This is a genomic window from Erwinia sp. MYb416 (assembly GCF_037479575.1).
Lineage (GTDB): Bacteria > Pseudomonadota > Gammaproteobacteria > Enterobacterales > Enterobacteriaceae > Erwinia > Erwinia rhapontici.
On the sequence record NZ_JBBGYT010000439.1, the window covers coordinates 274,331 to 286,971 of the forward strand.

Annotated in this window: 13 protein-coding genes; 4 read left to right on the forward strand and 9 right to left on the reverse strand. The window is 53.7% G+C overall.

The annotated features are described in order from the left end of the window. Positions 1-951 carry an AraC family transcriptional regulator gene (locus WH277_RS20090; protein ID WP_339506627.1) on the reverse strand — a complete coding sequence of 317 codons (951 nt, stop codon included), beginning with the start codon at positions 949-951 and terminating at the stop codon, positions 1-3. Positions 952-1,058: 107 nt separating this feature from the next. On the opposite strand from WH277_RS20090, the gene WH277_RS20095 reads away from it, so the two are divergent. Beyond that, positions 1,059-2,294: an MFS transporter gene (locus tag WH277_RS20095; RefSeq protein WP_339506629.1), complete on the forward strand. Its 1,236-nt coding sequence runs from the start codon at positions 1,059-1,061 to the stop codon at positions 2,292-2,294. Positions 2,295-2,443: 149 nt separating this feature from the next. On the opposite strand, the gene WH277_RS20100 is transcribed toward WH277_RS20095, so the two are convergent. Continuing rightward, a complete protein-coding gene (locus WH277_RS20100) occupies positions 2,444-3,418 on the reverse strand; it encodes a quinone oxidoreductase family protein (protein WP_339506631.1) in 975 nt (324 codons plus the stop codon). A gap of 109 nt (positions 3,419-3,527) precedes the next feature. Here WH277_RS20100 and WH277_RS20105 point away from each other — a divergent pair, with 109 nt between their 5' ends. After that, entirely contained in the window at positions 3,528-4,394 is an 867-nt protein-coding gene (locus WH277_RS20105) for a LysR family transcriptional regulator (RefSeq protein ID WP_133841617.1), read from the forward strand. A 297-nt stretch (positions 4,395-4,691) separates the two neighbouring features. Here WH277_RS20105 and WH277_RS20110 read toward each other — a convergent pair whose 3' ends face one another. The 3 genes from WH277_RS20110 to WH277_RS20120 all read right to left on the reverse strand — a co-directional run bounded on the left by WH277_RS20110 (position 4,692) and on the right by WH277_RS20120 (position 6,323). Next, positions 4,692-5,024: a hypothetical protein gene (locus WH277_RS20110; protein ID WP_171149178.1), complete on the reverse strand. Its 333-nt coding sequence runs from the start codon at positions 5,022-5,024 to the stop codon at positions 4,692-4,694. 48 nt (positions 5,025-5,072) lie between these two features. Continuing rightward, a complete protein-coding gene (locus WH277_RS20115) occupies positions 5,073-5,609 on the reverse strand; it encodes a hypothetical protein (RefSeq protein ID WP_212813000.1) in 537 nt (178 codons plus the stop codon). A gap of 243 nt (positions 5,610-5,852) precedes the next feature. Continuing rightward, positions 5,853-6,323 (reverse strand): DUF1203 domain-containing protein, encoded by a 471-nt coding sequence (locus WH277_RS20120; protein WP_339507047.1) that lies wholly within the window; start codon positions 6,321-6,323, stop codon positions 5,853-5,855. A gap of 223 nt (positions 6,324-6,546) precedes the next feature. Between WH277_RS20120 and WH277_RS20125 the strand changes: the two genes are divergently transcribed. Further along, a complete protein-coding gene (locus WH277_RS20125) occupies positions 6,547-7,380 on the forward strand; it encodes a hypothetical protein (RefSeq protein WP_133841614.1) in 834 nt (277 codons plus the stop codon). An 82-nt stretch (positions 7,381-7,462) separates the two neighbouring features. On the opposite strand, the gene WH277_RS20130 is transcribed toward WH277_RS20125, so the two are convergent. The 3 genes from WH277_RS20130 to WH277_RS20140 form a co-directional block, all read right to left on the reverse strand. Then, the gene (locus WH277_RS20130; protein WP_171149175.1) at positions 7,463-7,945 is read right to left on the reverse strand and encodes a glutathione peroxidase; all 483 of its coding nucleotides are present in this window, start codon (positions 7,943-7,945) and stop codon (positions 7,463-7,465) included. 10 nt (positions 7,946-7,955) lie between these two features. Next, entirely contained in the window at positions 7,956-9,176 is a 1,221-nt protein-coding gene (locus WH277_RS20135) for an MFS transporter (protein ID WP_159336385.1), read from the reverse strand. Between the two features lie 336 nt (positions 9,177-9,512). Beyond that, positions 9,513-10,310 carry an AraC family transcriptional regulator gene (locus tag WH277_RS20140; protein ID WP_339506638.1) on the reverse strand — a complete coding sequence of 266 codons (798 nt, stop codon included), beginning with the start codon at positions 10,308-10,310 and terminating at the stop codon, positions 9,513-9,515. Between the two features lie 87 nt (positions 10,311-10,397). On the opposite strand from WH277_RS20140, the gene WH277_RS20145 reads away from it, so the two are divergent. Then, entirely contained in the window at positions 10,398-11,588 is a 1,191-nt protein-coding gene (locus WH277_RS20145) for an MFS transporter (RefSeq protein ID WP_339506640.1), read from the forward strand. Positions 11,589-11,682: 94 nt separating this feature from the next. Here WH277_RS20145 and WH277_RS20150 read toward each other — a convergent pair whose 3' ends face one another. Beyond that, positions 11,683-12,600, reverse strand: coding sequence for a LysR family transcriptional regulator (locus WH277_RS20150; protein ID WP_167863843.1), 918 nt, complete (start codon positions 12,598-12,600; stop codon positions 11,683-11,685). Positions 12,601-12,641: the final 41 nt, after the last annotated feature.

Here is a 12,641-nt window from a genome sequence, read left to right on the forward strand (position 1 = left end):
TCAGTTAAGGATACGCATTGCGCCGGGAGACTTGCCTGTTACACGCTTAAAAGCCCGGCTGAAAGCGGCCTGTGAGGAGTAGCCCAGCCGCTGGGATACCAGGTCGACGGTGATTTTTTCTGACGATAACCAGCGGACAGCAAGGTGCATCCGCACTTCCGTGGCATACCGCAACGGTGGGATTCCGATCGTGGTCTGAAACCTTTCGGCGAAGGCGGATCGGGATATATGCGATTCAGCGGCGAGTTCTGCCACGCTCCAGTCGCGGCCCGGTTCGCGGTGAATCGCCAGGATGGCCCGAGCCAGACGCGGATCGCGCAGTGCTGCAGCGAGCCCCTGGCTGGTGCCGCAACCGCCTTCGACCCACCCTCTGATAAACATCGCCGCAACCACATCGGCCAGCCTGGCAAGAATCCCGGCATAGCCCACGCGTCCGGAGCATATCTCACGCTTCATCGCATCCAGGATATGCATCAGTCCCGGCCAGTTAGCCCCCTTCGCATCAGCACGCATAACCTCAGGCATCACGCCTGCCAGTCGTTGCATGCTTCCCAAATCAATTTCCATGCAGCCAAAGAACAGCACGGCACCTGGCGTTTCCTGGGTGCTGGGACAGGTATCAATGCCACTCACGTTTTCATCCAGGGGTACCGTTTCAAAATCATCGATATCCATCACGTCAGCGGCTGTTGCCGACATTAGCTGGTGCTCTCCGCCGTGGGGAATAAACAGGGCTTCCCCGGCTGAAAGCGAGAAACAATCGCCGTTTGCAGTCTGAAGCACCGCATCCCCCACCGCGACATAGTGCAGGTAAGCATGGCCGGGGCGGCAGGGGAAATTCAATCCAAACGTATTGCCCGTTTGAATACGCTGATACCGCACACCGTTAAGTCGCAGTCCAGAAAGCAGTTCACTGATCAGTTCAGATGAGAGGGCAAAAGGTGAAGTCATAACCATATTCGGGTTTTCGGGTAATAAAGGAGGCTTTTAGAGCATAGCTCATCCAGCGACACCTGAATAGACTTCATCCTTTAACCCCTTTACCTGGAAACTCAGTCATGACCAATGAAGCCTCTATCAGGCAGCACAAAGCCGTATTAACCACCGATGAGCCAATCCGGCCCGCCTGGCGGGCGGTGTTTTCGTTAACCATGGGCGTTTTTGGCCTACTCACCGCTGAATACCTGCCGGCCAGTTTATTAACCCCGATGGCTCAGGATTTTGGTGTGTCCGAATCTCTTGCCGGACAGGCCGTCACGGCGACGGCGGTCATTGCGTTATTTGCCGGATTACTGGTCCCGCGATTTACGCGTGCGTTTGACAAGCGCGCCGTACTGTTGAGCTTCACTGCGTTGATGGTCTTTTCAAACCTGCTCGTGGCGCTCTCTTCAGGCATTGTCATGCTGCTGGCAATGCGCGTCTTGCTGGGTATCGCACTGGGTGGATTCTGGAGCATGGCTGCGGCGGTGGCGATGCGCCTGGTGCCAGAAAGGCTGGTGCCGCGCGCCCTGTCGATCATTTTTAGTGGTATCGCGGTAGGTACGGTGGTTGCCGTGCCGCTGGGAAGCTATCTGGGGGGGATTTGGGGCTGGCGTAGCGCCTTTATTGCCGCTGCCGCGGTGGGTGTCGTCACTTTGCTTTTCCAGTATTTCACGCTGCCCGGAATGCCACCGCTGATTCGGAGTAAAACGGCATCGGTCTTTTCTCTGCTGCGACGGCCTGGTGTTAGCATCGGTATGATGGGGTGCGTGCTGGCACACACCGGCCAGTACGCGCTTTTTACCTATATACGGCCTGCGCTGGAAGGTCTCGCACAGGTGAATGCCGAAGGGCTGGCGTTACTGTTGCTCGGATTTGGACTGGCTAACTTTTGCGGGACGCTGTCGGCGGGATGGCTGATGGAACGCAGCTTGCGTTTGACGCTCATCATGATGCCCGCTCTGGTGGGTGCAGCCGCACTGGGCATGATCATCATGCCACTATCGATAGTGGGGCTCACGATGCTGGTGATGCTGTGGGGCCTGGCATTTGGCGGCGTACCGGTGGCGTGGTCAAACTGGGTCGCACGGACGCTTCCAGATGAAGCAGAGAGTGCGGGAGGTATGGTGGTCGCCGCCGTTCAATCCTCCATTGCTGCCGGTGCGGCCATCGGTGGCCTGATATATGGCATCAACGGCGTGACGGGGGTATTTATCACAGCGGCATGCATCATGTTCAGTGCCGCGCTGATTATTGCCTTCCGGGTCAGAGTCTCTTCATCACCGACAGAAACACAAAGCAGGACATTTCACTGACACGTTAACCACGCCGGGGACATCGCCTCCGTTCAGCTAGCGGAGCAGCCCACAAGCCGTTATCAATGCGGAAAATCACAGACATCTTTTAATGTAATGGGTAAAAGCAGAAGAGGCGGGTTCTGCTTTTACCCTTGTAACAACGGAATCTACACGGTCAGTATCACACTTCCTGTTGTGCGTCCGGCTTCGAGGTCAGCATGTGCTTTCGCCGCCTGCGTCAGGGAATATTCCGCTCCGACGGGATTTTCCAGTCCATTCTGCAGGGCCGCCATGAGGTCGCTGGCCCCCTGTCTGTAGAGATCGGCGTCGTCAGCATAGGCAATGGAACTTGGCCGCATCAGTGCGATTGAGCGGGCGAAGCCAAGATCCTCTACACGCACCGGTGGAATAGGCCCGGCAGGCTGACCCAGGCTTGCGACGATGCCAAAAGGACGCACCACGCCGAGCGTTGCAGCAAGCATGTTTCCTCCAATCCCATCAATGGCAAGATGCACCCCGCGACCCTCCGTAATTTCGCGCACGGTTTCCGCCCATGCCGCATCGGTATGAAGCAGCACTTCAGCGGCCCCTGCATTCTGCACAATGTTCACTTTAGCAGCGGACCCCGTTGTCCCAATCACCCTGGCACCTTTCATGGTTGCCCAGCGGGTGACAATCTGGCCCAGACCGCCCGCGGCAGAATGAACCAGCAGCCAGTCACCCGCTTTAACCTCCCGTACCTTGTGAAGCAACATATGTGCGGTAAGCCCCCTCAGCATCGAGCTTCCGGCGGTCCGAATCGTTACCCCATCGGGTATTTTAATGAGCCGACTGGCAGGGATATTCCTGAGTGCTGTATAGGCTCCCATCGGGTTCCCGGTATAAGCAACGCGGTCCCCGGGGATAAATGCGCGAACGTTATGCCCCACGGCCGTTACCACTCCGCCCCCTTCAAAGCCGGGCACTGTCGGGGAAGAGGACAAAGGGTAAAGCCCTGAACGGAAGTAAATATCCACAAAGTTGACGCCGATCACCTCATGCTGAATCTGAACTTCATCGGGGCCCGGTTCATTCTGCGTCATTTCAATGGCTTTAAGGACGTCGGGACCGCCCGGCTGACTGATAACGATGGCTACTGACATATTGCTGTCCTCACTGTTTACGTGAGAAAAATTATAAAGTCGTTTATGTCAGGAAAAATACGGGTATAAAAGAACCATGTATGTGTAAAAATGCACAAGGAAAGAGTGAATGGACTGGCAGGATTTACATTACTTTCTTGCTCTGGCCCGCTGGGGTTCCATGTCCGCTGCGGCAAAAGAGCTTCACGTTGACCATGCCACCGTAAGCCGCCGCATCGCCGCCCTCGAAACTTCGCTCGGCCTTCGTCTTACTGAACGATTGCCCCGGCGTACCGCGCTGACGGAACAAGGCAAAGTCATCGCCTCTTTGGCTGATGAAATGAACAGGATTGCCGACCGGGTGGGTATACAGGCGAAGTCGCTGTCTGCTGCGCCAGCGGCGGCTGTCAGGATCAGCGCATCCCCCGCGGTGGCTGCACAGCTGATTGCACCGGCCGTGGCTGAGTTTACGCAGCGTCACCCGACTATCTCACTCTCATTATCAGGCGTATCCCATCATGTTCAACTGAACAAAGGCGAGGCTGATATCGCGGTCCGTCTGACAAGACCGGATGATCCCGATTTGCTGACGCGCCGTATCGGGACGATGCGTTTCGGTCTGTATGCTTCACCTTGCTGGCTGGATAAGCCGCCCGACAGTTGGGTATTCATTGCCTACGAGAACTCGCTGGATCATGTGACGCAGCAGCAATGGCTGGAATCCCTGCTGGACGGAAGGCGGATTATATTCAGGGCCAGCGATCTGATGGCACAGCAGCAGGCTGCAAGGAGTGGGCTGGGCGTGGTGACGTTACCCTGCTTTATGGGGGACAATGACAGCTCGCTGATAAAACTGCCTGTCAGTTCGCGCCCCCCAGGCAGGAGCATGTGGCTGGTTGCCTATCCAGAGTACAGACGCGATCCCTTCGCGGTGATGGTCATGGAATTTCTGGCTGATGTTATTGGCAAGGCATGTCCGCCTGACAGAACGCCCTGAACCGTGATGTGGGTGACTTCTTCCATGGAGTATATTGACCAGCCCCCGGGTTATTAACGTATCGCGATGTTGGCTGTGAATTCAACCGATGGATCCAACACAATAAACCGTTGAACTCACATAACATTTGAGACATTAATAACAATATCCTCCCAACTCCCTGCCCGGACGGGCCATCAGCCCAACTTCTTTAACCAGCATCGCCGAACCATCAGAAGAGGCGTTTCGGGCCTCTGCGGAGGGGTCTTATGGCAAGGGCACAGAGCTTAGATGCGCAGCTCTGTTAACTCTCTCAGGTTATGACTCAAGAGTGCCTCCGAACATGCGCATAGTATTGAGCTGATCGATGCTATAAGGCCGGGAAATCCAGTCACTGTCGAACTGCTCAACGCCGAATTCTTCATGATTAATACCATTTATGGCAATAATTCGACCATTAGGAAGTTCAACCTGATAGTTAGGCCTGACGCCTGTTCCTGACATACCGATACGTATACAGATATTCTTGTCATTTACTTTCGGATCTTCAGATTTTCTGCGTCGTTCCGCAAGATCGCGTGCAGCCGACTTCATCTTTTCGAAATGATCTAAAGGGATATCCTTAAAATTACCGTCCCATGACTTATCCATACAGCCTCCTAAAACTCAGATTAATGCGCCGCATTTGCAGCAATGTCGTCAGGCGCGAATGATAACTTCAATACTATCGACTGAAACCTCATACTTTTTAGATAACAGTATCTTCGCTTGCTGAATTGTTATCCCTTCTGGGAAAGGATCTTCCTCAAGTACAGCCTTAGGTGGCTCAATCGTCACTTCAGGCATCTTTTTGAATTTTAGTTTATTTTCCTCAATACCCAATTCAAAAAGTGATGAGTAAGCAACGGGGTTTCGAGCGCCATCCCACATGTCCGGGTATGCTACTTCAGCGTACTGGCTGACTTTGACTAGCCATCTTTTAGGATGCTTTCCATCCCATTCAGGGGAAAGTAGGACGTCCGATATCATGCCAATAAAAAAGGCGTATTTGTGCGGGGCGGTTACGGTTCCCCAGTCGTCATTATGATTATCAGCAGGGTCTCTGTTCTGTACACAAACCACGTATTTACAACGCGATGCACGTTTTTCACTGAGAACCCAGGCGCTAGATCCTCCATCACTTATCAGACGATCAAGACCACGGGCAGTGAATACAACCAGAGCTGAATCGCTCATATACATCTCCTTAGTAAAGTATTAGTCAACTATATACATAAAAATAGATAGTCAACATAATGCAATAAAAAGTATATAAATGCATGTGAAAGTATCTTGGAGCAAGCCATTAAACTGGTTTTAAGCAGGAGTTCTGGACGTCGTGGTTAGAATTTGTGGGTTTCTGACACTTACCGTCAGACTCGTAAGCTTCACTGAACCGACAGATGCGGCGTTTCAATCTGGTGGCAGAGGTCTGAAGGTTCATTCAGAACGCTCAGCGCAACAGGCATAGCATCCCTGTTTCGCATTGTGTATCTGGATATAACTAATCAGCGGATCGGAAAAAAAAAGGCCAATAAGATTTTCAGAAAATTGTCCCTCACAGATATCTGCCCGTCTTAAAAAGTGATTTTCATCATAGGCCCGCAATGACAGCACTCTGGTTTTCATCACCTCAGGTAATTCATTGAGGTAAATGCCTTGTTGGGTACATCCCTCCCATATATAGATGGCATGAGAGCCGAAATAAGGGGTATCTGCAGGCTGGTAGATGTGGTTGATCAGAAGCGCGGTTTCGCCAGCAGGGATATCGCACAACGAGATTCTGTCGGGATAGCCGGGGTAGCTCACTACCGTTTTTCTGATGGCACCGTATCTTTTTAGATAGGTATCGCTCTGTCCAAAAAGATGGGTAAACTGCTCGGCTCTCAGGCCAGAAATTCTGTATTTCATCATGTCTCCTGTGGTTTTCAGCATGACATTAGCGGTTATTTGCAGGAGGAACTCGCTGTTATCGGTCAGGGAAATTATCACTTAGCTTTAACCGAGGCGCGGACATCCCCTTCTTACCGTCCCTGCCCTACGCTTTCACTCATCAATGATGTACTCAAATTTTTGGATGACATCATTGTGAGCGACTGGCACAGGCCCAACGACAGACTTTTCGGAAGCCATCATGGACAAGAAAGCAAAGAACATACTGTTCAAAACATATTGGAGCAGCAGCGGCTGGCTCTCTGAACAAAAGACCGCCCCCGACGACTTCGCTTATGCCAAATCCCAGGGGATGATGTTCGATCCGGTCAACGTGACCCACGACGAATGTCTGGAGAAAGTCCTGGCGATGGCGAAACGGATGTCGCCAACCAAAGCGGCACACGCCTTTCTGGCCAGCCTGTCGGCAAAAAGGCTCGACTGGCGGTCAGGCATCGCCTCATACAACCTCGCCCGTCAAATGGTTCCACATCAATACGCGCCGGTTATCAGCGGGCAAAGTTTTCGGCCGGACGGTTCCATAGAGAGCACGAGCCATACCTGCAGCGTTTGCCGGGATGTCGTACCCGGCCTCACGATTGGCGCTGAGCGCTATGAGAATGAGGATCTCAACGTCCTCAATTTCGAACGCATTAAGTGGGGCGGCGTCCGTCACGGCCAGCTGATCTATACGTGGTTTGATCTGCAAGAGTTGGAACGCGCCGATATTCCAGAGCCGACGGAGGAGGACATCGTGATCCTCCAGAGCATCCTCTCGACCATCGAATCAAGCCAACCGACCGACCATGCGGGTGCGCTAGAAAAGCGACTGGCTGCCGCCGTTAAATCGTCGAAGGACGAGCGACGTACAATCATCGACATCCTTGCCCACCTGGACGTGCTCAGGCCTGCATCCTTTGAACGCCCGATTCACGGCAAGAGCGACTGGTCAGCGGCGGCCGCAGCATGGCGCGGCGAGGACAAATATGACAGGGAGGCTGTTCGCCTCTACTTTGGGGAATGGTTGTATCGCTGATTCAGGCTCTGTCGCGTTAACGGATGAACGATGAAAATCGGGGTCGTCGGCGTTTTAGACGACCAGCAGATAACAGGAGCCCTTAGCTTTCAAGTGCAGCCAGGATAGCGGCTTCCATTTTCTCGGGGGGGGTGAACGGGGCAAAACGCTTTAGCGGTTTGCCGTCGCATCCGATCAGAAACTTAGTGAAGTTCCACTTGATCCGCCCACCCAGCACGCCGGGCAAGGCGTCTTTCAGATAACGAAACAGCGGGTGCGTAGCGTTTCCGTTGACCTCCACTTTCCCGAACATCGGAAAGCTCACGCCGTAGTTGATATGACAGGTCTGCGCGATGTCGTCGGCACCGCCGGGTTCCTGCTTACCGAACTGGTTGCAGGGGAAACCCAGCACCACCAGCCCCTGTGCAGCATACTTCTTGTAGAGCGCCTCAAGGCCTGCGTATTGTGGCGTGAAGCCGCAATGGCTGGCGGTATTCACCACCACAACCAGCTTGCCAGCGTAGTCGGCCATCGGGATGAGCTCGCCACCCAGACTGGTGGCGGTAAGTTGGTGAAAGGCGGTCATATCGGGATCCTCAGATCGTCTCTTGTTCAGGCTGACGTGAATTAAAAACGTACCGGCTAAACATCAGCCAGATGAAAAGAGCACAGAGCGCAATGCCTGCCAAAATCATATAGGCGAAGCTCCATGACGTATGGCTTACGATGACGCCAGCCAACGCCGGACTGAATGAGGCACCCAGCCCCTGGAGCAACATAACCAGCCCAAGCGCTGCGTTGATATGTCCTGAGCCATTAAACAATGAGGCGATAAGTCCGGGTACGGCCACGCCCAAAATTCCCGCACCGACACCGTCTAACGCCTGGACTGGAAATATAACAAATTCATTGCCCCAGAAAGACGCAATCGCGGCACGAACAGGTAATACGATCAACGCAATGACGATAAGCCTCGCGTAGCCATACTGTGCGGCATATCTTGCCGTGAGCAATGCAACGGGAATCATCACCGCCTGAGAAATCGCGACCGTCAGGGCGGCATAGGTGCCAGGCGTAAACAGGGAACCCGAGGGAGAGGAGGCGACCTGCATGCTTAACATCGGCAGTTGTGCCGCATTGGCCAGGTGGAAGAGGAGCAGTGTCACCCCCGTTACCGCCAGTTCAGGTCGCTTTAGTAACGCCAGAACAGAGACCGAAACCGTCGGACCTTCGTGTTTTTCCACCCCTCTCGCGACATCATGGTCAATATCGTTTTTATTAATCGCTAATGTACACATCACGGCGCATACCGCCATCGTGGTCATCAGTAAAAACACGGAACCCGTGCCCCAGACCCAGCAGGTTATCGCTGCCAGCACCGCCACCGCCATATTCCCGCTATGGTTGAAGGCTTCATTTCGGCCCATCTGCGACAAAAAACCTTTCTGACCGGCGATGCCTAAGGTGATGCCGGCAATGGCTGGCGCGACGATAGCGGCCGCGATACCGGTAATGATTTGCGATAAAATCACCACGACGGAAGTCGGAAAATACCAGAGGGCAAGCGCGCTCAAGGTAATGAGCAGGGATGAAGTGATAATTAACAGACGTTTGTAACGCGTGGCATCGACGATCATCCCTGAGGGGAACGTGGCTAACAATCCGGCCAGGCCCCCCACCGTCATCACCAGACCAATTTCTTCTGCCCGCCAGTGATGGGACACCAGAAATATACCTAAAAACGGCCCCAGCCCATCGCGGACATCCGCGATAAAAAAGTTGAGCAAACAGAGAACTTGCAGTGAACGTAATCTCATCAACATTCGCCCCAGAAAGAATCGTCATCACGAAAACACCGGCACGATGGTCCGGGTTAATTTGCCTGGCTTTTGATTGTTCAGTACTTGAAGAACCTTGCTGTTTATACGCGTGAACCCGGCTCAAAAATAGTGCTCATCTCCGGCCCCGTCAACGTCATTGCCACCATGGGACGACGAGAAGATGGGGGAAATGGCGTTAAGGGTCAAGGGGGCATGGGGAATGTCATCGGAACAGGGTGCATTCCGCCGATGGAGAGGAGAACTAAAGGCCAGCTTTGAGTGAAGAGCGGACCTTGGCGTTCTTTGTAAAAATCCAGTTTGTGTTGTTTTGCACTAGTTTAGAGACGAAAAATATTGCGTCGGTGATTTACCCAGCGCTTTTCTGAACATCGTAATAAACGCGCTGACCGAATCATACCCCAGAGTCCCGGCTACGCGCTGCACGGACTGACCTTCAGCCAGATGGCTCAGGGCAATCATCAAATGCAGTTGCTGACGCCAGCGCCCAAAGCTCATTCCTGTCGCCTCTTTTATCAGCCTGGCCAGCGATCTTTCGCTGGTGACCAGATGTGCAGCCCACTGCTTTAACGTTCGCCGATCATCAGGCTCATTAAAAAGTGCCTCCGCCATATTCCGGATTTTAGGATGATCGGATACGGGAAGATGGAGCGCTTCAACCGGCACATCCGGAATATGCTCCAGCAGCACCGCTGCGAGCCTGGCCGTTTTACTGTCAGGAGAATAATCATGTTCCTGCCCGGCCAGATACAGAACAAGCTCGCGGACCAGAGAAGTAATCGCCAGGGTACAGCAGATTTCCGGCATCGCTGCCGCGCCGGGTTCGATAAACAGAAAGCAGGTATCCGCATTCTGCGTGACCCGGCAGTTGTGTGGGGTTTCACCCGGCACCCAGACAGCATGTCCCGGTGGAACAAGCCACAGCGCATCCTGAACCTCACAACTCACTGCACCACGCAAAGAGATAATAAGTTGTCCCTTACGGTGAGCATGCGGACTCTGCCCGGCATACTCGCCTGATGATGATACATGGAGGGCGATAGCAGCCTGACTGAAAGCATCAGCATCAAAATCTTCAGGTGAAGTCACCGGTTTTTTCTTATTAAGTGGCATGATTTAGCTATATGTTGTCAGGTTATCTATATTCTGTAACTCATGCGTACTTTAAAGTCTTTCTTTTTTCCAGAGAAAGTCAAATTTATGCCTCACACTTCGAACAAGTGGCCTTCAATCATACTTGTAACCGGTATCCTTTTTATTGCCATTAACCTGCGCGTTCCCTTTACCGCTATCGCTCCCGTTTTAGAACACATTCGCCATGATTTTGGGCTGAGTATGACTGCCGTTGGGTTGCTTAACTCGCTGCCCTTACTGGCCTTTGCCGCCTTTTCTCCTCTGAGCGCATCTATCTCCCGGAAGTTCGGTCTGGAACGCACCCTTTTTGGTGCCCTGGCAGTGATTTCTGCAGGCATCCTGCTTCGCTCCACAGGCAGTATCTGGGCGCTTTATGGCGGAACAATTTTCATCGGTATCGGGATTGCCCTGGGCAATGTCCTGCTGCCTGGCCTTATCAAACGTGATTTTTCCGGCAATATGGCCTCCGTGACGGGGGCGTATTCCATCACGATGGGCGCCGCTGGCGCAGTTGGCTCTGTCATTGTCATTCCTCTTGCGCTGAGCTGGGGCTGGAACATCGCACTGGCGATGCTGGTAATTTCGCCTCTGCTTGCGCTGCTTTTATGGCTGCCCCAGTTAAAGAAAAAGCATCAGCTGCCAGCATCGGGTGAGAAAAAAACGGCGCCCGTCGCGGTCTGGCGCTCGCCTCTGGCATGGCAGGTCACCTTATTTATGGGCCTGAATGCGATGCCGTTTTATGTTGCTGTCGGCTGGCTGCCAGCCATTCTAACGGACAGTGGACTCTCCTCAGCCCAGGCCGGTGAAGTACACGGCATTCTTCAGCTGACCACCGCCATTCCCGGCCTGATTCTGGCGGCCACGCTGCGTCGCCTCAACGATCAGAAAGCAGCCGCTGCCGGCGTCAGCCTGTTAACCGCTGCGTCCTTTATCGGCATCCTGTACCTGCCGAATCTGGCGATGCTGTGGGCCGCTCTTCTCGGCTTCGGCTCGGGTGCCAGTATGATGCTGGGCCTGACCTTCATCGGGCTGCGTACCAAAAATGCCGGTGACGCCGCCGCGCTGTCAGGCATGGCGCAGAGCGTCGGTTATCTGATGGCGGCGATGGGTCCGCTGCTGCTGGGCAAAGTACAGGAGTTGTCCGGAGGCTGGACATTGCCATTACTGATGACCGCAGCAATCGCGGTCGCTGGTGCCTGCACAGGAATGGCTGCCGGACGAAATGCACACCTGGAACCGGTACAGCAGCCGGGCTGAATTTGCCGATACAACAGGAGAGCGCTCTGTTCTCCTGCTGCGGATACTCTCCATTATCGTTCCGATAAATATCCCTGCTACTTAAGCTGACCTTTTACAGAGAAGACCGTTTTTGACCTGTGCCATCGTTGAAAAGCCCGGCGACCCAGTCAGCAAAAGCACGCACTGCGGGAGAGAGAAAACGCTGATGCGGATAGAGCATCGTCACCGGCACTGAAGGTGGCTGCCAGTCTGCCAGAACCTCGACCAGCTTGCCTTGCTGCAGATTCTCCGAAATCACATTCTCAGCAAGCTGCGCCAGCCCAAAACCCTCAAGACACAGTCTGATATAGAGTCCCGTTTCGTTAACGGCTGCATCTCCTTCTACCGGAACGGAAAGCATCTCAGTGCCACGCGTAAAACGCAGTTCATTGGTCCGTCTTCCCGAACCGGAAAAGTAATGGATTGCCCGATGCTGCGACAACGCTTCCGGCGTCTCAGGGATACCGTACTCCCTGAGATAGTCCGGCGAGGCACAGGTCACCCAGCGAAACCGGCCAAGGGGACGAGCAACCAGCGTGGAGTCGGTTAATTCCCCGGTTCTGATGACGCAATCCACACCTTCCTGAACAAGATCAACCTGCCGGTCGCTGACGCCAATCATCAGATAAATATCCGGATAGAGCCGGTAAAAATCTTTCAGATTCGGCATGACGATAAAATGGGCGATCCCACCGGGCATATCTATCCGCAGTCGCCCCTGGGGCCGCCTGACGGAATCGGTCAGGCTGGATTCCGTGTGTTCAATCAGTGAAAGGATTTCCCGGCACTGCGCAAGATACTGCAGGCCTTCAGGAGTGAGTCTGACCCGCCTCGTCGTCCGGTTAAGCAGACGCACCTGCAGGTATTTCTCCAGATTTTTAATCGTGCTGGTGACGGTGGAAGCTGGCAGTGACAGCGTCTCTGCCGCGCGCACAAAGCTTCCAGCTTCAGCAACCCTTATAAAAACCTGCATAGCCTGAATCCGATCCATCATCCTGCTCCTGGGTAAAAGTGAGTCTGATTATTCGCGAA